Here is a 23800-nt window from a genome sequence, read left to right on the forward strand (position 1 = left end):
GGTGTTAGCGGCGCTCGAACAGCGCCATGGATTCCACATGTTCGGTGTGCGGGAACATATCCAGCACGCCGACGGATTGCAAGTCATAACCCGACTTGGCCAATTCGGCGGCATCCCTCGCCAGGGTGGCGGGATTGCAGGACACATAGACCAGGCGGCCCGGCCGGAGTTTTATCACTGTGTCCAGAACCTCGCGCGCGCCTTCTCTCGGCGGGTCGATCAGCACCGCATCCGGCGTGCCCCAACGGCGGCGCATGGCGGGGCTGGGGTCGGCCAGGTTGGCCTGGGCGAAGCTTGCCTCCAGGTGATTGCGCTGGGCGTTCTCTTCGCCCCGGCTCACCATGCTGGCGGCCCCCTCCAGCCCCAGTACCCGGGCGCCGGAGCGGGCCAAGGGTAGCGTAAAGTTGCCGATGCCACAAAACAGGTCCAGCACCTGCTCTCCGGGCCGAGGGGCCAACCAGTCCATCGCCTGGTGGACCATGCGGCGGTTGACCTCGGCATTCACCTGGGTGAAGTCCTGGGGATGAAACGCCAGGCTGAGATCGAACTCAGGTAGCTCGTAGCTCAGCCGGGGATCACAGGGCTCTCCGCCCAACGTGAGTAGCGTGCTCTGGTCGTTGATTTGGCGCCAGATCCGCTCCGGCGGGACGGCGGGCAAAGCGGTGGCCAGCGCTTCGCAATCAGCGTCTTTCAGCGTTTTGATTTCCCGGAGAACCAGCGCTGGCCCTTCACTCGCCAGAATCAGCTCGATATGACTGATGGCGCCGCGCGCCTGAAGGCCAGACAGCCACCGGTTCAGCGGTTCAATCAGGGCGTTGAGCGCCGGTGCCAGCACATCGCAGTGCCCGATACTCACCAGTTCCCGCTGGCCCCGTCGACGAAACCCGAGGGTGACCTGGCCGCGCTTGTCCGTCCAGACGCCCAGGCGGGCCCGATGGCGATAGCCCTCGCTGGGGGATTCAATGGCGGGGGCGACCTGGCGCGGTACGACGCCGCCCCACCGGGACAACTGGTCCAGCAGGGCCTTCTGCTTGAAAGTGAGCTGCGTATCGGGCCGCACGTGCTGCAACTGACAGCCGCCACACTCCCGAAAATGTGGACAGGGCGGGGTTTGCCGCTCCGGTGCTGGCGCGAGCACTTCGGCGGCGGAGCCCTCGGCGTACCGGCTCTGCTCCCCTTCCAGGAGCACGCGGACCGACTCCCCCGGCAGAGCGCCGGCGACAAACAGGGTCTTGCCCTGCCAGCGGACAATGCCCCGGCCGTCGTGGCTCAGGCGTTCCACGGTCAGGGCATCGGGCAGGTGTCGGGGTTGGAACCGGGGTTTGCGCCCCGAGCGGGGTCGCCGACCGGGACGCGCGGGTGGCCGGCGGCTCATGCCCGGTATACGCCGGACGACAGGTAGCGATCGCCCCGATCACAGACGATGGCCACAATCACTGCGTTGCTGACGTGTCGGCTCAACTCCAGCGCCGCCGCCACCGAACCGCCGGAAGAGACCCCGGCAAAAATGCCCTCCTGACGGGCCAGGGCCCGCATGGTCTCCTCCGCCAGTTGCTGGGGCATATTGACGATATGGTCGACCCGGGACGCGTCGTAAATTTTCGGCAGATAGGCTTCCGGCCAGCGGCGAATCCCCGGGATTTTGGCGTTTTCATCCGGCTGCAGGCCGATGATTTCGATGTTCGGATTCTGCTCCTTGAAATAGCGGGAGCACCCCATGATGGTCCCCGTGGTACCCATGGAGCTGATGAAGTGGGTGATCCGCCCGTCGGTCTGATGCCAGATTTCCGGGCCGGTGGTCTCGTAGTGGGCCTGGGGGTTGGAGGCGTTGCCAAACTGATCGAGTACCCGACCACGCCCCTCGGCCTGCATCCTCAGCGCCAGATCGCGGGCGCCTTCCATGCCCTCCTCCTCGGTCACCTGAATCAGCTCGGCGCCGTAGGCCGTCATGGCATCCTTGCGCTCCTGAGTGCTGTTATCGGGCATGATCAGGATCATCCGATACCCTTTGATCGCCGCCACCATCGCCAGGGCGATGCCGGTGTTGCCACTGGTGGCCTCGATCAGGGTATCGCCCGGCTGGATCAATCCCTGGGCCTCAGCCTGCTGGATCATCCACAGGGCCGGCCGGTCCTTGACCGAACCCGCCGGGTTATTGCCTTCGAGCTTGACCAGAATCTCGTTGCTGGTGTCGCCGGGCAGCCGCTGCAGGCGCACCAGCGGTGTATTGCCAACACAGGACACAATCGTCGGAAAAGGGGATACCGCCATAATCTGAACGCCATAACCATCGATGGGACGGGGCTGGGAACCGCTTCACAGACCCCGCAAAAGCCCGCTATTCTACCGCTGAATATGCTAAGGTGAAACCAAACCAGCGGACTTGGCCGCACACGGAACGGAAACGATAACAAGCCCCATGAGACTGACCGACATCAAAACCCAGATATGGCGCCTGGTACTCTTCCCCGCCCTGGGTGTCACCCTGATCCTCGCCTTCACTCTGACCTACCTGTATCTGGCGCAATTGAACAAGTTTGTCAGCCAGCGCGGAGGCGCGTTGAGTGAGAAACTGGCCGAAATCAGCGCCGAAACCCTGAGCCGGAATGACCCGGACCTAATGCGCTCGGTCATTCAGGCCTCTCTGGAAGAGCCCTACATCCGGGCCGTCGAGCTGTATCTCAAAGACAGCGGCACCACCATTCACAGCGGGCCTCGCATGCTGCCGCTGGTCAATCCCGCACCGGCGGACCTGAGCCAGCCCCAACAGCGGGAAACCCCCAAATCGATCCGCTTTGCCCATCCGGTCCCGGGCCGGGACGGCGCGCCATCGCCCGGCTGGATCGAGGTGGAGCTGCTGGCCTCACCGTTTCTGGTGCTGCGTTACCAGACCATCCTGATTACCCTGGTACTGACGCTGGTGTGCCTGGCGCTGTGTGCGTGGTTCTCCACCCGTCTTTACAAGCACTTAACGCGCCCACTGAACCAGATCCGGGAAACAATCCAGGGCATGGCCCGCGGCCAGATGGACCGCCGCCTACCGAGTATGGGAAGCCGTGAGCTGGACGAGCTGGCCCGAGCGGTGAACGACACCGCCGAATCCCTGGAACAGGCTCACCGGGATATGCAGGTGAACATCGACCAGTCCACCGAGGACCTGCGCGAGACCCTGGAAACCATTGAGATCCAGAATATCGAGCTGAACATGGCCCGCAAGGAGGCCCTGGAAGCCAGCCGGATCAAATCAGAGTTTCTGGCCAACACCAGTCACGAAATCCGCACCCCGCTCAACGGCATTCTCGGGTTCACCAATCTGGCCCTGAAAACCGACCTGGACGAACAGCAGAAAGAGTACCTGGAGACCATCCGGGACTCCTCCCAGAACCTGCTGACCGTGATCAACGACATTCTGGACTTCTCCAAAATCGAGTCCGGCAAACTGACGCTGGACTATGTCCCCCTGCCCTTGCGCAAAGTTGTGGAGGAAGCCGTACACATTCTGGCGCCGGATGCCCACGAGAAAAACCTGCAACTGGTGACCCTGCTCGACGACAACCTGCCGCTGCACCTGCTCGGTGATCCGCTGCGCTTCAAACAGGTGCTGACCAACCTGGTGAGCAACGCGATCAAGTTCAGCCAGCAGGGCAACATTGTCGTGCACACCGCCCTGATCAACCGCCAGGAAACCCAGCTCACCCTCAAGGTCAGCGTCAGTGACAACGGCATTGGCCTCACCGCCGAACAGAAAGAGCGGCTGTTCAGCGCGTTCAACCAGGCGGACACCTCCAGCACCCGGGAATACGGTGGCACCGGTCTCGGCCTGGTGATCTGTAAGGGACTGGTGGAACGCATGGGCGGCGAAATCGGCGTTGAGAGCCAGCCCGAGCAGGGGGCCCGGTTCTGGTTCACCGCCCGTCTGGGTATCGACAAGAGTCTGCCGGAGACCCCGGCCGAACGTCTGCTGTTGGGAGAACGGGCCCTGATCTGCAGCGACAACCCCCCGTCCTGCCACCAACTGGAGCAACTGCTGCACCTGTGGCAGGCCGACACGGACACCATCTCCTCCATTCACGATATCTTCCCGGCCCTGCGCAAAGCCCAGGAGCGGGACGATGCGTTTCGCCTGGTGTTCATGGATATCGCACCGAGCGAGCGCAAGCTCCAGGCGCCCCTGCTGGAAAGCCTGACCCAACAGCTGCGGCGCGAATTCGACTGCATTCTGATCGCCTGCTGCACCCCGGCACACCAGCGCCTGTTCCGCCAGGGCGTGGACACCTGCAGCACCACCTTCATCAATAAACCGATCAGCTACGAGGCATTGCTGGAGACCCTGGCGCGGCAGATGGACATTCCCCTGAAGCGCCCGGGCGACGCCCAGAGCAAAGGCCCGAACGCCGGCGGCAAACCCGCCGCCCGCATTCTGGTGGTCGATGACAATCCCGCCAACCTGCAACTGGCCGGAGAGCTGCTGCGCGGTCTGAACACCGAAGTGGTACTGGCCACCAGCGGCAAGGAAGCACTGGAATGGTGTCGGAAACAGGAATTCGACCTGATTTTCATGGACATCCAGATGCCCGGCATGGACGGCATCGAGACCACCAAACGGCTGCGCATCGATCACCCCCGGCGGCGCACCCCGATCATTGCCCTCACCGCCCACTCTATGACCGAACAAAAAGCGGAACTGTTGATCGCCGGTATGGACGACTGCGTCAGCAAGCCGGTCAGCGAAAACCAGTTGGCCCATATCGTCAATCGCTGGGTACCGCTCAATGGGCGTCAGGCCGTGGAGGGCCCGGTTCACGGCACGCCGACCCAACCCAGGCTGCCCGCCATTGAACTGGCCGAGGATGAACAGCCCAGCCCGGTGGACATTCCCCTGTGCCTCAAGCTCGCCAACCACAAGCCGACCCTGGCCCGGGACATGCTGGAAATGCTGGTCAAGAACCTGGGTGGTGAGCGGGACGCCATCAACCAGGCCTTCGACAACCAGGATTTCGAGCAGCTGGAAGAGTTGGTGCACCGACTGTACGGTAGCTGCTGCTACTGCGGCGTGCCCCGCCTGAAACGGATCAGCGGCCTTCTCGACAAAATACTGCAGGCCCGTCAGTATGATCAAGTCGCCAGCCCGATCAGGGCGCTCGACAATGAGGTGGACGAGATTTTACGCTGGGCTTACGAGCGGGATATCAGCGCTTTATTCGACGTCGACCCGTAAATTTACCGATTCCGGCGCAATCGGTGATTCTCAGACCGCTGCTTTAAATGATATGATAATACTTTAATAAGTAGGTTCCTTCCTTGGGAGCCATCCAATAACGCTATTTCTTAGCCTAAAAAAACCAGGGTGGTAGATAACGATGATTCCATTCAGTGGTCTGGACTGGGCCGTTCTCGGCCTGTTCTTCCTGATTCTTCTTGGGGTAGTGGTCTGGTCCTTCATGGAGAAGGAAAAAGACACCACCGATTACTTCCTGGCGGGCCGCAATGCGGGCTGGCTGGTAATCGGGGCCTCCATTTTCGCCTCCAATATCGGCTCCGAGCATCTGGTCGGCCTCTCCGGCGCCGGTGCCCAGACAGGCATGGCCATGGCCCACTGGGAACTGCAGTCGTGGATTATCATCCTTCTCGGCTGGGTGTTTGCGCCCTTCTACTGGAGCGCCAAGGTCTACACCATGCCCGAGTACCTGGAGCGCCGTTACTCCAGTAGCTCACGCACCTTCCTCTCGTTCATCTCACTGGTCAGTTACGTTCTGACCAAAGTGTCGGTCACGGTCTACGCCGGTGGCGTGGTACTGAAAACCGTACTGGGTATCGATTCCCTCTGGGGCATCGACTTCTTCTGGATCGCGGCCATGGGCCTGGTATTGATTACCGGTCTGTACACCGTCGCCGGGGGCATGAAGGCCATTCTGGTCACCTCGGTCATTCAGACGCCGATCCTGATCCTGGGTTCTCTGGTCATCCTGTTTGTGGGCATGGATAAAGTCGGCGGCATGGAAGAGCTGGAGCGCATCAACGCTGAGCGCATGAGCCTGATGCGGCCACTGGACGATCCGGAATTCCCCTGGCTGGGCGTGATCGGCGGTTCCATCATCATCGGTCTGTGGTACTGGTGTACTGACCAGTACATTGTTCAGCGTGTGCTGACCGCCAAAGGCATTCAGGCCGCCCGTCGCGGTACCATCTTCGCCGGTTACCTGAAGCTGCTGCCGGTATTCATCTTCCTGTTCCCGGGCATGATCGCCTACGCACTGCACGAGCAGGGCCAGATCAACCTGGCCAGTGCGGACCAGGCCTTTGCCACGCTGGTAACCGAGTTGCTGCCCTCGGGTATCAAGGGCATTGTGATCGGTGGTCTGATCGCAGCGCTAATGAGCTCCCTGGCCTCGCTGTTCAACTCCTCGGCGACCCTGTTCACCATCGATTTCTACAAGAAGTACAAGCCCCAGTCGAGCGAACAGCACCTGGTGAAAGTGGGCCGTTATGCCACCGTAGCCGTGGTCGCACTGGGTATTCTGTGGATTCCGATCATGCAGTCCATCGCCGATGTACTGTATGAGTATCTGCAGCTGGTTCAGTCGCTGATTGCCCCGGGTATTGCCGCAGTATTCCTGCTGGGTGTGTTCTCTCGCAAAATCACCCCCGCCGCCGGTATCACCGGTCTGGTCGCCGGTTTCGTGATCGGCATGACGCGCCTGGTGCTGACCATCTTCGAAGACAGCCTGCCCGAGGGCAGTATCTGGCTGGGCATGGTTGACCTGAACTGGCTGTACTTCTGCTCGGTCCTGTTTATTGCCATTGTGCTGCTGGTCATCGGGGTGAGCTTCTTCACCCGTCAGGCCAGCGATGAGCAGGTGGCCGGCCTGACCTATGGGTCGATCAGTAAGGAACAGCGTGCCGAAATCAAGGCCGGCATTGATAAGTGGGATATCATCCACACCGTTATCATTCTCGGCATCACCGCCTTCATTTACATGCGGTTCTGGTAAGGCATTGAACGTTCGGCAAGGATGCCGATGAACATTCCGAAAACGGCTCACCTTTTGGGGTGGGCCGTTTTTTTGTTTGGTTACTTCGTCGTGGAGTGCTGCGGGAGGGTGTCCCCCTTTGAGACACGCCGTAAACCCATCCATGGGGGCTCGATCGCCTGTCATCCAGGCAGGCGACGGTCTCAAAGGGGGACACCCTCCCTCCGCCAGTGCCGGATTAGACCGTGTTAGAAATAGAGAGGGTCGAGGTCGTCGATTTTAAACTCCTCAGGCTGCGTAGGGCGTGGTAAGCGCAAAGCGCGCACCCGCCGTTCCCGCACTTGGACACCCATACAGAACATTGATGTGGCGTAACGCAAGGGTAACGGCGGGTGCGCTTCGCTTACCCGCCCTACGCAGCATGAGGAGGTGGGAGCCAAGCATTCCAAATGATCTATTTCTAACACGGCCTAATTCGGCACTGGCGGAGGAAGGGTACACCGCTTTGGGACCGTCACCCGCCTGGACGGCGGGTGATCGAGCGTACAGGGATGTATTCACAGCGTGTCCCAAAGCGGTGTACCCTTCCGCAGCACTCCGCGACGAAGCACCTGTAAAAAAACCTCCTAATAAAAAAACCGCCCAAGGCCTACAGCCAAGGGCGGTTCATGCGCTCCGTTCTTTCGAACGTTTTACTTCACATCAAACCGGAAGCTCATGCTGGTTTCATACACCTCACCCGGCTCCAGAATGGTGCTCGGGAATTCCGGCTGGTTGGGTGAATCCGGATAGTGCTGGGGCTCCAGGCAGAAGCCGCCGTGGAGGACAAACTCGCGCTCGCCATCGGACAGCGAGCCGTCCAGGAAATTACCGGAATAGAACTGAATCGCCGGCTCCTCGGTCAACACTTCCAGCACCCGGCCAGTGTTCGGATCTTCGGCACGAGCCGCTACGATCAACCCATCCTGACCCTCGCGGTTCAAAATAAAGTTGTGGTCAAAACCACCGCCCACGCGCATCAGTTGTGGATGATCCGCATTGATGTCTTCGCCAATCGGCTTGGGCTCGGTGAAATCCAGCGGGGTACCGGCAACGGGTGCCAGCTCGCCGGTGGGAATCAGGCCGCTGTCCACGGGGGTGTAGCGATCGGCATTGATCTGCAGAGTGTGATCCAGAATCTTGCCTTCACCCGACAGATTGAAGTAAGTATGCTGGGTCAGGTTCACCGGCGTCGCCTTGTCGGTTTCCGCGCGGAATTCCGTGATCAGCTCGTTATCATCGGTCAGGACATAACGGGTGGTCACTTCCAGATTACCCGGATAACCCTGATCCCCGTCTTCGCTCAGCAGGAACAGCTCGACCGCCAGACCCCGCTCGTCGGAGACAAACTTGGCGTCCCACAGCTTCTTATCAAAGCCCACAACCCCACCGTGCAGGTGGTTGTCGCCGTCGTTCTGATCCAGCGTGATGGTCTCACCGTTCAGATCAAAACGGCCGTTGGCAATACGGTTGCCATAGCGACCAATCAGCGCGCCGAAGTACGGCGGGTTCTGTTCCAGATAATCGTTCAGCGTCTCAAAACCCAGTACCACGTTATCCAGCTCACCGTTCTGATCCGGTACGGTCAGGTGCGTGATGATGCCTCCGTAGTTCATCAGCTTGACCTCCATGCCTTCACCATTGTTCAGGGTGAAACGGATCACTTCGCGGCCGTCGGGCAGCTCGCCGAACGACTCCTTGCTGATGTAGGCGCGGCCATACTCAGAGGCGTCCGCACTGGAATCTTCGTACTGCTCGGAGTTCAGGTGGTGGTTGTCCGGACGGTTCTGATAGAACTCCGGAAACCCGTCCTCATCCCATCCGATCACCCGCACCCGGGCGTGGCGGTTGGGATCGGTCAGCGGATTGCCCTTCAGTTCCTTGTAGCTGCGAGCGTGATAGACCATCAGGTCCGTCTCGCCGTCTTCCGCCACAGTGAAGCTGTTGTGCCCGGGGCCGAAACGCTCCAGAGACTCGTTGGTGTGGAACACCGGCTCGGGGGATTTCTTCCAGGAGGCGGGATCGGTCAGATCGGCGTCGTCATCCGCCCATACCAGACCCACCGCATAGTTGTGATCCGTGGCCGCCGCGGAATAGGTCACGAAAATCCGGCCGTTGCGCTTGAGCACCGCCGCGCCTTCATTGACCTTGTAGCCCACCTGCTCCCAATCGAGCTCGGGCTCGGTAATGGCGATCACCGGTCCGGTAATGGACGTAGGGCTGTCCATTTCGGCCAGGTAGAGCGCGGAATTGTAGCGCCCCTGCTGATCACTCTGGGCCCATATCAGATAGCGCTTGCCGTTGTGCTCAAAGGTGGTGGCATCAAGGGAGAAGCTCTCCCAGGGAGTCTCGATAGCACCCTCGTCGGTCCACTCCCCGGTCATCGGGTCTTCGTTGGGATTCGACAGAACATGCATCCGCATGCGGAATGGTTGATCGCCGTGACCCAGCGCTACGTGCACATACCAGACGCCATCAATACGGTGCAGCTCCGGTGCCCAGACGTTCCCCGCCGTGGGTCCTTCGTCCGGACGCTGCCAGATCACCTTGGGCTCGGCGTCGGCCAGGCCATTGAGAGTGTCGGCAGTGACCAGTTCGATCCGATCGAACTCCGGCGCGGTGGAAATAAAGTAATATTGACCGTCTTCGGTGCGATGAATCCAGGGATCGGCCCCGAACTCGACCAGGGGGACCTGATACTCAGGCAATCCGTTGTCGACATTAGCGTTGGCGGAGGAGGTTTCCTCAGGCGCCTCGGAACAGGCAACCAGGCCCAGTCCGGCAGCCACCAGGGCGCCCCCGGCCAACAGCTGTCGCAGAGGAGAGATACTCGTCATAATCCATACCTTCTATCGTTGTCGTTATCAGCGTTATTCGTACCGGTCATTCTACGAAACGCCCTATTATAATACAATAATTAGCTTTGGCACCGGTTGCAAAGCAGCCCAAAGCGATGCCGCTACCATCAGGCCGGGCGGAACAGGTCCCGACTTTTCAATGGCTTACTCCCCAACAGCGGGTGCAGCATCAGTCGGCTGAGGCGCTTGGCGGTCATCAGAGTCTGAGGCTCGGAAAAGTCGGCCTGGGCGCAGGCCAGCAGGTCCGACCCCACAAACAGCTTGGGCGTCTCCTGCGGGTCACGGCTACTGTAGGTGGGAATGAAGCCGGCTTCGGGGTCGAAGCGATAGAGAGCGTCGGCGCGCACCGGTTCGCCGGTGTCCGCTTCCTCGGTAAAGCTGATCCCGTAGCCCAGCCCATCCAGCAGGCGCCACTCGAACTGACGCAATACCGGCTCCGGCGAGGCATCCGCCGGGTTGGTGGACAGGGCATTCATCGTCCAGCGGTAATCGTCAAACAGATCCGGGTTGGGGTCCTGCTCTCCGAGCAGACGCACAATCAGCTCATTGACGTAAAAGCCACTGTAGAGCGACAGGCCGGCCAGCCGATGACCGATACCATCCGCCTCCACCGCCGTGAGGGTTTTCAGGCTGCTTCGGCCACCGAGCGAGACCAGTATGGGAATGAAGGGGTTGAGCAAGGGGCGACGCTGGCTTTTACCCCGGCGCACCCCCTTGGCGACGGCGCCAATCCGGCCAAAATCCGGCGTCAAAAGATCCAGCAACAGGCTGGTATCCCGGTAGGGACGGGTGTGCAATACATAGGCGGGCTGGAACTCAATGCGCATATCGCGCCCCCGCCGTTACAGGTCGTCGTAACCCAGACTGCGCAGGGCGCGGCTGTCATCGGACCAACCCGATTTCACTTTGACCCAGAGCTTGAGCATCACCTTCTGATCAAACAGCTTTTCCATATCCAGTCGGGCCTGCTGACCAATCTGCTTGATACGCTCGCCACGGTCGCCGATCAGAATGCGCTTCTGGCCATCCCGCTCCACCAGCACCACGGCGGAGATGTGCAGAATCCGGCCATCGTCTTTGAACTCTTCGATTTCCACCGCCATCTGATAGGGAAGCTCATCACCCAGCTGGCGGGTGATTTTTTCACGCACCATTTCTGCTGCCATGAAGCGCGAGCTTTTGTCCGTCAGCTGATCTTCCGGAAACAGATGTATCCCCTCCGGCAACCGCTCGACAATCAAGTCCTCGAGCCGATCCAGATTGGTGTTGCGCAACGCGGACAGCGGGATCATTTCCGCCTTGGGAAACCGCTCGCTCAGCTTCTGCAGGTGCGGCAACAGCGTGTCTTTCTGTTCAATCTTGTCGACTTTGTTGATGGCCAGAATCAGCGGGCAGGAGAGGTTTTCCAGCCGCTGCGCCACCATTTCATCTTCCTCGGTCCAGGCCAGTCGGTCCACCAGGAAAATCACCACATCCACATCCTTGATGGCGGTGGTTGCCGCCTGGTTCATGTAGCGGTTGATGGCTTTGGTTTCCGCCCGATGCAGCCCCGGCGTGTCGACAAAGACGATCTGGGTGTCGCCTTCCGTCTTGATGCCCTGAACATTGTTCCGGGTCGTCTGGGGCTTGCGGGAGGTGATGCTGACCTTCTGGCCGAGCATATGGTTGAGCAGTGTGGATTTGCCCACATTGGGGCGACCCACAATGGCCACATAGCCGCAACGTTGTTTTGAATCTGTCATGGCCTAACCCTTGCGCTTCGGTTTGAGGGTGATTTTCTGCAGTTTTTCCAGCATTTCCGCCGCCGCCTGTTTTTCGGCCACTCGCCGACTGCTGGCCTGGGCCCGGACGGTTTCCTTGATGGGCGTCACCCGGCACTCGATCGTAAACTGGTGCGCATGGGCCTCGCCTTCCACCTCGACCACGTCATACTCCGGCAGCGGCAGCTTGTGCGCCTGGAGAAATTCCTGCAGGCGGGTTTTGGCGTCTTTGGCAGGCTGAGCCAGGGAAAGTGCCTGAAGGCGGGACTGGTACCAGGCATTGACCCGCTCGGCACAGACCTGAAAACCGGACTCCAGATAGATGGCCCCGATCAAGGCTTCCACCGTATCGGCGAGAATCGACTCGCGGCGGTGACCACCGCTTTTCATTTCCCCCTCGCCCAAACGCAGGCATTCGCCGAGCTCAAACTCGCGCGCCAACATGGCCAGGGTTTCCCCTTTGACCATCTGGGAGCGCAGACGGCTCAACTGCCCTTCCCTTGCCTCAGGAAACTGCTGGTAAAGCGCCTCACCGATGATGAAGTTGAGGATGGAGTCGCCCAGAAATTCCAGGCGCTCGTTATTGCGGGCACCGTGACTGCGATGGGTCAGTGCCAGGTCAAGCTGGGCGGGGTCACGAAACTCGTAACCCAGGCGGGCCTGCAAGCGTTGTTTGAGAAGGTCGGACACTAATTACCACTGTTGCTTTCTAGGGGTTTACAGCACCGCTCGGGGGCGGAGCTGTCGAGCTGATTATTGAAGGTGAATACCAGCTCAATGTTATGGATGAAGGGAATCCGCTCTTCGTAGGCGATGGTGATCAACACCTTACTGGCGCGCTTATCAATATCAATATTGCGCCGGCCTTCGGTACGGACATTGTTGACCGTATAGAATTTGGTGAGCTGGGCGCGAATGTCCGACGGGCTCATGCTGAACAGGTCATTGTTATTCCTGGCCAACGACTTGAGGGCCGAGGTAATGTATCGGTTCTCGGCGTAAACCGGCACCACCTTGAAAGCGGTGAACAGCACGGCCACAGCGACCAGCACCACAAATACGAACCCAAGGGTAGAAATGCCGCGTTGAGATTGTCGAAATTGCATGCGTACGCCCTCTTTGATGAACGCCTAACGGTTAATGGATGGCGCCGGCGCGCTCGAAGCTCGGCACACTGAACAGGGAATCCCAGTGCATCCAGATGGCGAACGCCTTACCCACAATGGCATCCTCCGATACAAAACTCAGGTCCGGGCCATTCCCGGGGTTGAGTTCGTTCCAGCCCCGACTGTCGTGACTGCCATCGCGGTTATCGCCCATCATGAAGTAGTGCCCCTCGGGCACGACCCAGGAACCGTACCGACTGTAGCGGCTGGGCTCCAGGTGCTTGCGCACAGTATAGGTGTTATCACCCAGAGTTTCCCGGACCACTCGATAGGCCGGACGGGCGGAGCGATTGACTTCAACGACATCTTCTTCCACCGGCTCTCCGTTGATGGTCAGCTGGTGGTCAATATAGGTCACCGTATCCCCGGGCAACCCGATGACCCGCTTGATGAAATAAGTCTCGGGCTGGTGGGGCGGGAAAAACACCATCACTTCACCACGCTCGGGTTTATTGACCGGAATCACTTCGTTGTTCAGCACCGGCAACCGGATACCGTAGGTGAACTTGTTCACCACGATAAAATCACCCACTTCCAGGGTGGGCTCCATAGAACCCGAGGGAATCTGAAACGGCTCTGCAATAAATGAGCGCAACACAAACACCAGGGCCAACACCGGGAAGAAGGATTTGGAGTATTCGACCCACACCGGCTCCTTGCCCGCCGCCTCCAGCGCTTGCTGATAGGCCTCTTTCTGATGTTTGTCCGCCAGGTTGGCGCGCTCAAACTGTTTGTCCACCGCGTCAAGTTTCTGCTTGCGCGGCTTGGCCAGAACCAGGGAGTCATACAACCAGACCAACCCCGTAACGAACACTGCCAGGGTCAGAATCAGGGGTAAGTTAATGCTGCTCATAAGCGTTCCATGATTATGGTTATCAGTTATCAACCTTCAGTACGGCGAGGAAGGCGTCCTGGGGAATCTCCACCCGGCCGACCTGCTTCATCCGCTTTTTACCGGCTTTCTGCTTTTCCAGCAGCTTTTTCTTGCGCGAGGCGTCGCCGCCGTAACACTTCGCGGTCACGTTCTTGCGCAGGGCTTTGACCGTGGAGCGGGCAATCACATTGCCACCGATGGCCGCCTGAATGGCGACATCAAACATCTGCCGGGGAATCAGTTCTTTCATTTTCTCAACCAGCGAGCGACCAATGCTCTGGGAGTGATCCCGGTGCACGATCAACGCCAGGGCATCGACCTTATCACCGTTGATCAGCACATCCAGGCGCACCAGGTTGGCCGGTTCAAACCGGTCGAAGCTGTAGTCCAGCGAGGCGAAGCCGCGACTGGCGGACTTCAGCCGATCGAAGAAATCCATCACCACTTCGTTCATCGGCATGTCGTAGCGCAGCGTGACCTGAGTGCCGGTGTACTGCATGTCTTTCTGCATGCCGCGTTTTTCACTGCACAGGGTGATCACATTGCCGAGATACTCCTGGGGCACCAGAATGTTGGCCTCGACAATCGGCTCGCGCATTTCTTCGATCTCGCCCGGATCGGGCAGGTTCGAGGGGCTGGACACATACAGCGTCTCGCCCTTGGTGGTGATCACTTCATACACCACGGTCGGCGCGGTGGTGATCAGGTCCAGGTCGTATTCCCGTTCCAGTCGCTCCTGGATGATTTCCATGTGCAGCATCCCGAGGAAGCCGCAGCGGAAACCAAAACCCAGGGCATCGGAGCTTTCCGGTTCGAAAAACAGGGAGGCATCGTTCAGCGTCAGTTTGGACAGGGCCTCGCGGAAATCCTCAAAGTCATCGGCATCGACCGGGAACATGCCCGCATACACTTGCGGCTTGACCTTCTTGAAACCCGGCAACGCGGGCGTTTCCGGCGTATTGGCGTGGGTCAGGGTGTCCCCCACCGGCGCGCCCAGAATGTCCTTGATACCGGCAATCACAAATCCCACTTCGCCGGCCTTGAGTTCCTTGAGCTTGGTCAGCTTGGGATTGAACACGCCGACGCTGTCCACCACGTGGGACTTGCCGATGGACTTGGTGATGATTTTGTCTTTGACCTTGAGGGTGCCCTGCTTGACCCGCACCAGCGAGACCACGCCCATGTATTTGTCGAACCAGGAGTCAATGATCAGCGCCTGCAGCGGGGCGTCCACATCCCCTTCCGGCGGCGGTACCAGCCGCACCAGTTCTTCCAGAACATCCTCGATGCCCACGCCGGACTTGGCGCTGCAGCGCACCGCTTCGGTGGCCTCGATCCCGATGATGTCTTCAATTTCCTGGGCCACGCGCTCGGGCTCGGCCTGGGGCAGATCCATCTTGTTCAATACCGGAATCACTTCCAGCCCCTGCTCGATGGCGGTGTAGCAGTTGGCCACGGACTGGGCTTCCACCCCCTGACCGGCATCCACCACCAGCAGCGCCCCTTCACAGGCAAACAGGGAGCGGGAGACTTCGTAGGAAAAGTCCACATGCCCCGGGGTGTCAATAAAGTTGAGCTGGTAGGTTTTGCCATCACGGGCTTTATAGCTCAGGGTCACGCTCTGAGCCTTGATGGTGATGCCCCGCTCGCGCTCCAGGTCCATGGAGTCGAGCACCTGCTCGGCCATCTCCCGATCGGTCAGACCGCCGCAGACCTGGATGAAGCGGTCGGCGATGGTGGATTTACCGTGGTCAATGTGGGCGATGATGGAAAAGTTGCGGATATGGCTGAGATCAGTCACTGGGCGTCAAATTCTTAGGTTGGTGCGGTTGGCAAAACGGCGGGAGGGGCCGGGTGCCCGTTGGGGGCACTACCGGAGCCCGATGGAGCCGCCGGACAAAGGCGGCCAGTTTAGCGTATTTGGCTGACCCCGGCTATGGGGAGCCCGGCCAGCCAGCCCGTCCCTGGGCCGGTTTGTACAGGGCTACTCAATCCGCAGGGTGGTAAACGCCGGCTGCCCATCGCGCAGGAAGCGCACGGCGACCGGCTTGTCTTTGGGCAGATCGCTGACCAGAGCCCGATAGCGGCTCACCGAGTCCACACTGTCATAACCCAGCTGCGTAATAATATCGCCGGGACGCAAGCCGGCACCGGCGGCGGCACTACCGCGAGTTACGCGGGTCACCAGCACCCCGGTCTCCTGGGCATCGGAGGGTAACGCCTCCACCATCAGGCCGAGGGGGTCTCCCGTGGGGGCGGCATCCGGGCCGCTGTCGGCCACCTGACCGTCCCGGTCCGGCAACAGGCCGATTTCCACATCAATGGTGCGCTCATCGCCCCGTCTCATCACCACCACGGGCACTTCCGAGCCGGGCTCGGTACGCCCCACCAGCGGGGGCAGATCTCCGGACTCACCGATGGTGCGACCGTCAAATTTGAGAATGATATCGCCCACTTCCAGGCCGGAGCGGGCCGCCGGACCCTCGGGATCCATATTGGAAATCAGGGCCCCGGTGGCCCGGCGCAGGCCAAAGGACTGGGCCAGGTCCCGATTCACGCCCTGGATTACCACGCCGAGCCAACCGCGTTCCACCCGGCCTTTGTCTTTCAACTGAGCCACCACTTCTTTGGCCAGCCCCGCCGGAATGGCGAACGACAGGCCGATGGAGCCACCGGAGCGGGTGTAAATCTGGGAGTTGATACCCACCACTTCGCCGTCGAGGTTGAACAGCGGACCGCCGGAGTTACCCGGATTGATCGCCACGTCCGTCTGAATGAACGGTACATAGGTATCGTTGTTCGGGCCGGGTATGCTGCGACCAATGGCACTGATGATCCCGGAGCTGACCGAGTAATCCAGACCAAAGGGCGAGCCGATGGCCAGCACCCATTCCCCGACCTTGACACTATCGGAGTCCGCAAAGCGCAGATACGGCAAATCGTCGGCATCCACCTTCAACAGGGCGAGATCAGACCGGGCGTCCGTACCGATCACCTCGGCGGTATACTCTCGCCGGTCGATCAGGCGCACGTAGATATTGTCAGCGTTTTCGATGACGTGATAGTTGGTCAGAATGTAACCATCTTCAGAGATCACAAACCCGGATCCCATGGAACGCACATCCCGCTCCTGGGGCATGCGCCGTTCAAAAAATTCCCGGAACATATCCGGAATGTCTTCCTGATAGGGAATCCGGTTCCCGGTTTCTACGCGGCCCTGAGTCGTAATTTTGACCACGGCGGGAGAATGCGCTTCCACCAGCTCGGTGAAATCCGGCAGGTCGCGCGCCTGTGCCGGCAATGCCAGCGCGAACAGGCAGAACAGACTCATCAGATAAACCGCCAGCGGCGAACGGGACACCTTCGTATGGGGCATGAACCATTCCTCTCAAGTCAATAACGGTAAGTTCAATGGATAGCGCCAGCTTTGACTGAAGCTGGCATCATAAATTCCATGGGTCGTTAAATTGATTTGTCAGGATCGACAATGAGGGCGGATATCGAAAGGTCAAGGGCAACTGAGAGGGGTCAATCTGTCCGGGCAGACAGGCGCTCGTCCCGGCGCTCGAGACGGACCGTAACCCGCCGGTTTTCGGCCCGACCTTCCGGGTCGCGATTCGAACCAACCGGATAGCGCTCTCCGTGCCAGCGGGTGATGATTTTTTGCTCGGGAACGCCTCGCTCAACCAGATACTGGGTAACCATTTCCGCCCGTTCCCGGGACAGCTCGAGATTTTCGGCTCTGAGTCCGAGGCCATCCGTATGACCATCCACGTAGAAATGGGTTACCCGATCATCCGCCGAGGCGTACAGCGCGATGCGGTCCAGCTTTTCCAGCTCGGACTCGGGAAGGTCGACATAACCGGCGGGAAAGTACAGGGCATTGCGCTGCACCTGATCAAAGTTGACCGGTAACAATCCGGACAGACAGTCGTTAAATCCATCCATACCCGCGCGGAATCCCACCGGCTCGAGCACAATTTCCGCCATTTGCTCGCGTCCATCCCAGGGGGCATAAGAAATGATCAGGCGTCGCCCGGTGCGCAACTCCGCCGCCAGCCGCTGGGAGCGCTGCCAGTCCACAACCAGAGGCTGGGCGCCGGACTGCACCGATACCGCATCCAACGCCTCGGGCTGAGCGGTCTCGCGCCACTCGGGGTGCTCGGAGCGGATCTGAGCCTCACCGTTTGCCAGATGCCGGTTGGCCTGCTGCAACACAAACCGCTGCGCCTCGCCCGCCCGACGGGTAAATACCGCGCTGCCAAACCGGGGAATAGGCTGAACCAGACGACACTCGAACACGGACGCGTCCAAGTGCCAGCTTGCGTCGGCAACCGGACCGCGAAACTGCTCGGCTCGCGCCCCAACCACCAGCACGCATGCCGACAGCAGACACCATAGCGGTACCCACCGGACGTTATTGCGGTACTGCGGCACAACACGGGGCCCTGAAGGCGTCATCATGGGTTATCGCTCATCGGCTGTCTCACACTCATACCGTCTCTATCGGCACCGGATGGCTGCGCTTTAACGGCAATTTTGGTAGCATGCCCGCTCTTTAGCCCGATTCCAGCCCAACGACGGTGTCCATGACTCAGCAACTGACCCTTACCCGCCCCGACGACTGGCACATCCACCTGCGCGATGGCGATGCCCTGCCGCGAACCGTGGGTGATGCGGCTGCGCAGTTCCAGCGCGCCATTGTCATGCCCAATCTGGTGCCGCCGGTCACCACGGCCGAAGCCGCCGTGGCGTATCGGGATCGCATCCTGGCCGCCCGACCGGCCGGCAGCCAATTTGAGCCCCTGATGGTGCTGTACCTCACCGACAACACGACCCCGGAAGACATTCGCGCTGCCAAGGCCGCCGGCGTGGTCGCGTGCAAGCTCTACCCGGCGGGCGCCACCACCAACTCCGACTCCGGTGTGACCGACATTGACGGGCTCTACCCGGTGCTGGAGACCATGGAGAAAGAGGGGCTGCGGTTTCTGTTACACGGTGAAGTGACCGACTCCGACATCGATATTTTTGATCGTGAGCGGATCTTTCTGGAGCGCACCTTCAGCCGCCTGGTCGCCGACTTTCCGGCGCTGCACACGGTGCTGGAGCACATCACCACGGCCGACTCGGTCGATTTTGTCCGCCAGGCCGGCGATCGCGTCGCCGCCACGATTACCGCCCACCACCTGCGCTACAACCGCAACCATATGTTGGTGGGCGGCATTCGGCCACACTATTATTGCCTGCCGATTCTCAAGCGCAACCGCCACCAGCAGGCGCTGATTGAAGCGGCCACCAGCGGCAGCCCCAAGTTCTTTCTGGGCACCGACTCGGCACCTCACGCCAAGGGCCGCAAGGAAGCCGACTGCGGCTGTGCGGGTTGCTACACCGCCTATTCGGCGATTGAGCTCTACGCCGAGGTGTTTGAAGACGCCGGAGCGCTGGACAAACTCGAAGCATTTGCCAGCCATTTCGGGCCGGATTTCTACGGTCTGCCCCGGAATACCGACACCGTCACCCTGACCCGGACCGAGTGGCAACTGCCACCATCGCTGCCCATGGCGGACACCGAAGTGGTGCCACTGGGTGCCGGCGACGCGCTGCGCTGGAAACTGACGACCACTGGGACTGAGGGGGCGGCGTGAATCAACCGGAAGCCGCCAAAGACCCGAATTCACCCATGGCGAGCCGCTTTCGCGGCTATCTGCCGGTCGTCATTGACGTCGAGACCGGGGGCTTCAACGCCGCCACCGACGCTCTGCTGGAAATTGCCGCCGTCACCCTCACTATGGACGAGGACGGCACGCTGCGCCCGGACGAGACCTTCGACTTCCACGTCGACCCCTTTGAAGGCGCGAATATCGAGCAATCGGCCCTGGATTTCACCGGCATCGACCTGGAGAGCCCGGACCGCCCCGCCGAACCGGAATCCATGGTGATGCCGGACCTGATGAAGGCGATACGCCGCGCGGTACGCGCCCATGGCTGCACCCGGGCGGTGATGGTGGCGCATAACGCCCATTTCGACCTGGGGTTTGTCAATGCCGCTGTGGCGCGCTGCAACATCAAGCGCAACCCCTTCCACCCCTTTTCCTGCTTTGATACCGCGACCCTGGCCGGGCTGGCCTGCGGACAGACCGTGCTCGCCAAGGCCTGCCGGGTAGCCGGTATAGAGTTCAGCAACAGCGCGGCACACAGCGCCGGTTACGACGCCGAGAAGACCGCCGAGCTGTTCTGCTATATCGTCAACCAGTGGAAGCAATTGGGGGGCTGGACCCCGCCCATGCCGGGCGAGACCGAGGATTCTGAACCAGTGTAGGCGGCCCCAGGGCCGCTTATTTCTCCTGTGCTGACCGCTTCGGGTGGCCACTATTGCGCTGACGGCGCTCCTCTTCCTTGCGCTTGCGGGACTCATGGCTCGCCTTGACCCATTCATCCGACCGTCTCTGCCACTGCTTGTCATTCGGCATGGTGTTCATCTCCTGTCATAGTGGGGAACTTTTGCCCCCATGGTAATCCAAATTCGTCGCTAACCCCATGACCCCGGGGGAAAAATTATCTCTGTAAAAACGTTTCTCCGATTGCTATGCTTAGCGTTTAACACTAAAAACAATCAAGGTATCGAATTCGAACCACAGCAGGAGCCACTATGACGACCCCTCAGCAGAAAATTTTTGTCGTTGTCGATCCCAACGACGAGCAGCACATCGCCCTGGAGCGCGTGGCGGTAACCGCCAAGCTGCTTGATGTAAAACCCTACGTCTATGTGTTCGTCGCCGTTGACGGTGACGCGGTGGATACCCGGGCCAGTAACGACAAGCTGTTCCGCGACCAGCGCTGGTTCGATGCCATGATCAAGAAGCCTCTGGAAGATGCCGGCATTGAGTACCTGATCGAAGTGTCCTGGTCCAGCGAGTGGCAGGCCTCCATCATGCAGTCCGCCAAGCGCTTCAGTGCCGACCTGATTTACCTGCCGGTACACGCCAAGGTGAACTACACCCGCTTCACCTTTACCGAATCCAAGTGGGAGCTGCTCAAAGGGGCGCCCTGCCCTGTGGTCCTGATCCGTCCGGGCGCCAAAGAAGCCCGCAAGGTCATTCTGGCAGCGGTCAACTTCCAGGCGCAGCGTGAGGTACAGCGCGAGCTGAACAAAATCATTCTGGAGCAGGCCCGTCATTACGCCCAGCTCTACAATGCCGAGCTGCACGTTGTGAATGCTTACCTGGATTCCATGAACTACCCGGATCGCGGCCGCCTGGTGCGTGAAACCGGTCTGGAGCAGGATCGTATTCACGTGAACAACGGCTATACATCGGAAGTGGTTGCCGAGGTGGCGGATGAGATCAATGCCGACCTGGTGGTGATGGGTACCCTGGGGCAGAACGGTATGACCACTTCACGTCGTGGTAACACCGCCGAGCGTCTGATTGCGGGGTTGGATGACGATGTGATGGTGATTAACCACGAGTAAGGTTTAAGGCCACGTATAGTTACGGCGGATGCGCGCCTGGCGGCGCTTATCCGCCCTACGCGAACTCCGTGCTATTCGTAGGGCGGATAAGCGCGAAGCGCGCATCCGCCGTGACAATCCCCCTACCGACGCAACGCGTCCAACTCCTCCCGAAACCACACCATCCATTCGAGAAACGCCCTCTGAACCTGCATGGCCGTCAGGGGACTGTTGCGTTCATTCAATGAGCGATCGATCGGCTGCCGGCTGGTCATGGTGGCCACCAGATCGCCGGATACACTGTCGTACAGATCGAGCGTCAGCAACATCACAATGGTGCCACGCGGCGCCCCGGAACCTTCCTCCGGCGCCTGAACCGCCTGGCGCAGCTGCCCTCGCACCTCCAGCACACTCGGCCCGGGATCCATGGCGAGAGCATAATCTCCGCGCATCACCAGGGTATGCACCAGGGACTCGGTATAGGTCTGACGGAAAAACTGGCGATCGTTGCTATTCAGGTCTTTGAGCGGTAACTCCCGGCCGGCCGGGCGCCACTGATCCAGGTTCAGCGCCGGCACCCGCAGGGAGTTGTAGCCGCTGAAATCCACCCCCGGCACCACAAACACACCGTCCAGTGCGGGGTCATCCAGGGTGGCCACCAGGGCGTCGTCGTCACCCGTCGACCCGGCGCGCTCACGCTCCTCGGATTCCGGCGTACTGGCGCAGCCCGCCATCAGCAGGCTTACGGCCAGTAAGCCAAGCCAGCAAAAACCACCGGAAATACGACGCTGCATAACCCGCCTCTTCTGATCAGTCTACAAAGACCCGGGCATTGCGGAACATACGCAACCAGGGGCCATCATCGCCCCAACTGTCCGGGTGCCAGGAATTGGTCACCGAGCGGTAAACCCGCTCCGGGTGCGGCATCATGATGGTGACCCGGCCATCGCGACTGGTCACCCCGGTGATGCCTTTCGGCGATCCATTCGGGTTGGCCGGGTAGCGCTCGGTCACCGCCAGGTGATTGTCGAGATAACGCAGGGATACCAGGCCACTGGTGTCACACTGTGACAACTGATCGGCGGAAAATTCCGCCCGACCCTCGCCGTGGGCCACCGCCACCGGCAGATGAGAACCGGCCATGCCCTTGAGCAACACCGACGGCGATTCGTCGATACGGACCAGGCTGACACGGGCCTCGAACTGTTCGGAGCGGTTGCGCACAAAGTGCGGCCAGTGCTCAGTCCCCGGTATCAGGGACTTGAGGTTGGACATCATCTGACAGCCGTTGCACACGCCGAGACTGAAGGTGTCCGCCCGGTCAAAGAAGGCGGCAAACTGATCCCGGGCGCGGGGATTGAACAGAATGGTTTTAGCCCAGCCCTCACCGGCACCCAGCACATCACCGTAGGAGAAACCACCACAGGCCACCAGCCCTTTGAACTCCTCCAGCGAACGACGGCCGGAGAGAATATCGCTCATATGCACGTCCACCGCCTGGAAACCGGCGCGATCAAACGCGGCCGCCATTTCCACCTGACCGTTGACGCCCTGCTCGCGCAGCACGGCAATCGCCGGGCGGGCACCGGTCTGAATATAGGGCGCGGCAATGTCCTCGGCGGGATCAAAGGTCAGCTCGGCGCTCAGGCCCGGATCATCGCTCAGCAGTTGTTCAAACTCCTGGCGGGCGCACTCGGGGTTATCCCGCAGGGCCTGCATGCGGTAGCTGGTTTCCGCCCAGAGGGTTTGCAGAATGGCCCGGGACTGATCAAAGATCAGCTCGCCGTCGGCTTTGAGGTGCACCCAATCTTCATCATTAGGCTGGCCGATGACGCTGGCGGGTACCCCGGCCTGCTCAAAGCGGGCGAGCACCGTATCGCGGTCTTCGCGCCGGACCTGCAATACCGCACCCGGCTCTTCACTGAACAGCGCCGCCAGAGCGTCGTCACCCAGCCCGGTCAGGTCGGCGTCCAGGCCGCAGTGGCCGGCAAAGGCCATCTCCACCAGGGTCGCAAACAGACCGCCATCACTGCGGTCGTGATAGGCCAACAGCTGCTCCTCGGCCAGACTGGCCTGAACCGCGTTGAAAAAGCCTTTCAACTGGTCGGCGCTGTCCAGGTCCGGGGACTGTTCACCCATCTGGTTATAAACCTGTGCCAGAATGGAACCGCCCAGGCGATTTTTGCCGTTACCCAGATCCACCAGAATCAGGTCGGTGTCACCTTTATCCAGATGCAATTGCGGGGTGACCGTCTGGCGGACATCCAGCACGGGGGAGAACGCCGAGATCACCAGCGACAGCGGCGCGGTCACAGCCTTTTCCTGACCCTCGTCCTGCCAGGCGGTGCGCATGGACATGGAGTCCTTGCCAACCGGAATGGTGATGCCCAGAGCCGGGCACAACTCCATACCCACCGCCTCGACGGTGCGGTAGAGTTTTTCGTCCTCGCCCTTGTGGCCCGCCGCGCACATCCAGTTGGCGGACAGCTTGATGTCCGACAGCTTCTCGATGCGGGTCGCGGCAATGTTGGTAATGGCTTCGGCAATAGCCAGCCGACCCGAGGCCGGCGCGTCCAGCAGCGCCACCGGCGTGCGCTCGCCCATGCTCATGGCTTCGCCCCGGTAGCTGTCGTAACTGACCGTGGTCACCGCGCAGTCCGCCACCGGCACCTGCCAGGGGCC

The 23800-nt window shown here is 60.5% G+C and carries 19 protein-coding genes; 5 read left to right on the forward strand and 14 right to left on the reverse strand.

Annotation, left to right across the window (positions count from 1 at the left end; genetic code table 11):
• Positions 1–4 precede the first annotated feature (4 nt).
• Both rlmD and cysM read right to left on the reverse strand, forming a co-directional pair.
• Positions 5–1375, reverse strand: a complete 1371-nt coding sequence (rlmD, locus tag B3520_RS13160) for a 23S rRNA (uracil(1939)-C(5))-methyltransferase RlmD (RefSeq protein WP_286807462.1) — start codon at positions 1373–1375, stop codon at positions 5–7.
• Positions 1372–2271 (reverse strand): cysteine synthase CysM, encoded by a 900-nt coding sequence (gene cysM, locus B3520_RS13165; protein ID WP_286807464.1) that lies wholly within the window; start codon positions 2269–2271, stop codon positions 1372–1374. The genes rlmD and cysM overlap by 4 nt, the downstream gene beginning before the upstream one ends.
• A 148-nt stretch (positions 2272–2419) precedes the next feature.
• Here cysM and B3520_RS13170 point away from each other — a divergent pair, with 148 nt between their 5' ends.
• Both B3520_RS13170 and B3520_RS13175 read left to right on the forward strand, forming a co-directional pair.
• Complete coding sequence (locus B3520_RS13170) at positions 2420–5218, forward strand: response regulator (protein WP_286807465.1); 2799 nt, start codon at positions 2420–2422, stop codon at positions 5216–5218.
• Positions 5219–5360: 142 nt separating this feature from the next.
• Positions 5361–6992, forward strand: coding sequence for a sodium:solute symporter (locus B3520_RS13175; protein WP_286807466.1), 1632 nt, complete (start codon positions 5361–5363; stop codon positions 6990–6992).
• Positions 6993–7663: 671 nt separating this feature from the next.
• Here B3520_RS13175 and B3520_RS13180 read toward each other — a convergent pair.
• From B3520_RS13180 to B3520_RS13220, 9 genes are all read right to left on the reverse strand, one after another.
• Complete coding sequence (locus tag B3520_RS13180; RefSeq protein ID WP_286807467.1) at positions 7664–9847, reverse strand: galactose-1-epimerase; 2184 nt, start codon at positions 9845–9847, stop codon at positions 7664–7666.
• Between the two features lie 128 nt (positions 9848–9975).
• Positions 9976–10695, reverse strand: a complete 720-nt coding sequence (recO, locus tag B3520_RS13185; protein ID WP_286807468.1) for a DNA repair protein RecO — start codon at positions 10693–10695, stop codon at positions 9976–9978.
• 15 nt (positions 10696–10710) lie between these two features.
• On the reverse strand, positions 10711–11610 hold the full coding sequence (era, locus tag B3520_RS13190; RefSeq protein ID WP_024460534.1) for a GTPase Era: 900 nt from the start codon (positions 11608–11610) through the stop codon (positions 10711–10713).
• A gap of 3 nt (positions 11611–11613) precedes the next feature.
• Positions 11614–12318 carry a ribonuclease III gene (gene rnc / locus B3520_RS13195; RefSeq protein WP_286876212.1) on the reverse strand — a complete coding sequence of 235 codons (705 nt, stop codon included), beginning with the start codon at positions 12316–12318 and terminating at the stop codon, positions 11614–11616.
• A complete protein-coding gene (locus B3520_RS13200) occupies positions 12318–12734 on the reverse strand; it encodes a DUF4845 domain-containing protein (RefSeq protein WP_123637653.1) in 417 nt (138 codons plus the stop codon). Before B3520_RS13200 ends, rnc begins: the two co-directional genes overlap by 1 nt.
• A gap of 31 nt (positions 12735–12765) precedes the next feature.
• The gene (gene lepB, locus B3520_RS13205; RefSeq protein WP_286876214.1) at positions 12766–13647 is read right to left on the reverse strand and encodes a signal peptidase I; all 882 of its coding nucleotides are present in this window, start codon (positions 13645–13647) and stop codon (positions 12766–12768) included.
• Positions 13648–13669: 22 nt separating this feature from the next.
• Complete coding sequence (gene lepA, locus B3520_RS13210) at positions 13670–15469, reverse strand: translation elongation factor 4 (RefSeq protein ID WP_024460538.1); 1800 nt, start codon at positions 15467–15469, stop codon at positions 13670–13672.
• 183 nt (positions 15470–15652) lie between these two features.
• Positions 15653–17044 (reverse strand): DegQ family serine endoprotease, encoded by a 1392-nt coding sequence (locus B3520_RS13215; RefSeq protein ID WP_286805715.1) that lies wholly within the window; start codon positions 17042–17044, stop codon positions 15653–15655.
• Positions 17045–17196: 152 nt separating this feature from the next.
• Positions 17197–18132 carry an OmpA family protein gene (locus B3520_RS13220; RefSeq protein WP_286805713.1) on the reverse strand — a complete coding sequence of 312 codons (936 nt, stop codon included), beginning with the start codon at positions 18130–18132 and terminating at the stop codon, positions 17197–17199.
• A 125-nt stretch (positions 18133–18257) separates the two neighbouring features.
• On the opposite strand from B3520_RS13220, the gene pyrC reads away from it, so the two are divergent.
• The gene (gene pyrC, locus B3520_RS13225) at positions 18258–19313 is read left to right on the forward strand and encodes a dihydroorotase (RefSeq protein WP_286805711.1); all 1056 of its coding nucleotides are present in this window, start codon (positions 18258–18260) and stop codon (positions 19311–19313) included.
• A gap of 35 nt (positions 19314–19348) precedes the next feature.
• The gene (gene rnt, locus B3520_RS13230; RefSeq protein WP_286805724.1) at positions 19349–19987 is read left to right on the forward strand and encodes a ribonuclease T; all 639 of its coding nucleotides are present in this window, start codon (positions 19349–19351) and stop codon (positions 19985–19987) included.
• A 16-nt stretch (positions 19988–20003) separates the two neighbouring features.
• On the opposite strand, the gene B3520_RS13235 is transcribed toward rnt, so the two are convergent.
• The gene (locus tag B3520_RS13235) at positions 20004–20138 is read right to left on the reverse strand and encodes a hypothetical protein (protein WP_255327662.1); all 135 of its coding nucleotides are present in this window, start codon (positions 20136–20138) and stop codon (positions 20004–20006) included.
• Positions 20139–20317: 179 nt separating this feature from the next.
• Between B3520_RS13235 and B3520_RS13240 the strand changes: the two genes are divergently transcribed.
• On the forward strand, positions 20318–21139 hold the full coding sequence (locus B3520_RS13240) for a universal stress protein (protein ID WP_286805709.1): 822 nt from the start codon (positions 20318–20320) through the stop codon (positions 21137–21139).
• Between the two features lie 122 nt (positions 21140–21261).
• On the opposite strand, the gene B3520_RS13245 is transcribed toward B3520_RS13240, so the two are convergent.
• Both B3520_RS13245 and purL read right to left on the reverse strand, forming a co-directional pair.
• On the reverse strand, positions 21262–21912 hold the full coding sequence (locus B3520_RS13245; protein ID WP_286805708.1) for a DUF3313 family protein: 651 nt from the start codon (positions 21910–21912) through the stop codon (positions 21262–21264).
• A 16-nt stretch (positions 21913–21928) separates the two neighbouring features.
• Positions 21929–23800, reverse strand: a 1872-nt coding sequence (purL, locus tag B3520_RS13250; protein ID WP_286876217.1) for a phosphoribosylformylglycinamidine synthase, incomplete at its 5' end; no start/stop codon positions are given.

Origin of the sequence: Marinimicrobium sp. UBA4509 (assembly GCF_002388575.1) — a bacterium.
GTDB classification, from domain to species: Bacteria; Pseudomonadota; Gammaproteobacteria; order Pseudomonadales; family Cellvibrionaceae; genus Marinimicrobium; species Marinimicrobium koreense.

Bases quoted from the DNA above. Each gene is read 5' to 3' on its own strand.
- rlmD (WP_286807462.1), bottom strand. From the start codon at position 1,375: ATGAGCCGCCGGCCACCCGCGCGTCCCGGTCGGCGACCCCGCTCGGGG.
- cysM (WP_286807464.1), bottom strand. From the start codon at position 2,271: ATGGCGGTATCCCCTTTTCCGACGATTGTGTCCTGTGTTGGCAATACA.
- B3520_RS13170 (WP_286807465.1), top strand. From the start codon at position 2,420: ATGAGACTGACCGACATCAAAACCCAGATATGGCGCCTGGTACTCTTC.
- B3520_RS13175 (WP_286807466.1), top strand. From the start codon at position 5,361: ATGATTCCATTCAGTGGTCTGGACTGGGCCGTTCTCGGCCTGTTCTTC.
- B3520_RS13180 (WP_286807467.1), bottom strand. From the start codon at position 9,847: ATGACGAGTATCTCTCCTCTGCGACAGCTGTTGGCCGGGGGCGCCCTG.
- recO (WP_286807468.1), bottom strand. From the start codon at position 10,695: ATGCGCATTGAGTTCCAGCCCGCCTATGTATTGCACACCCGTCCCTAC.
- era (WP_024460534.1), bottom strand. From the start codon at position 11,610: ATGACAGATTCAAAACAACGTTGCGGCTATGTGGCCATTGTGGGTCGC.
- B3520_RS13200 (WP_123637653.1), bottom strand. From the start codon at position 12,734: ATGCAATTTCGACAATCTCAACGCGGCATTTCTACCCTTGGGTTCGTA.
- lepB (WP_286876214.1), bottom strand. From the start codon at position 13,647: ATGAGCAGCATTAACTTACCCCTGATTCTGACCCTGGCAGTGTTCGTT.
- B3520_RS13215 (WP_286805715.1), bottom strand. From the start codon at position 17,044: ATGCCCCATACGAAGGTGTCCCGTTCGCCGCTGGCGGTTTATCTGATG.
- B3520_RS13220 (WP_286805713.1), bottom strand. From the start codon at position 18,132: ATGATGACGCCTTCAGGGCCCCGTGTTGTGCCGCAGTACCGCAATAAC.
- pyrC (WP_286805711.1), top strand. From the start codon at position 18,258: ATGACTCAGCAACTGACCCTTACCCGCCCCGACGACTGGCACATCCAC.
- rnt (WP_286805724.1), top strand. From the start codon at position 19,349: ATGGCGAGCCGCTTTCGCGGCTATCTGCCGGTCGTCATTGACGTCGAG.
- B3520_RS13235 (WP_255327662.1), bottom strand. From the start codon at position 20,138: ATGCCGAATGACAAGCAGTGGCAGAGACGGTCGGATGAATGGGTCAAG.
- B3520_RS13240 (WP_286805709.1), top strand. From the start codon at position 20,318: ATGACGACCCCTCAGCAGAAAATTTTTGTCGTTGTCGATCCCAACGAC.
- B3520_RS13245 (WP_286805708.1), bottom strand. From the start codon at position 21,912: ATGCAGCGTCGTATTTCCGGTGGTTTTTGCTGGCTTGGCTTACTGGCC.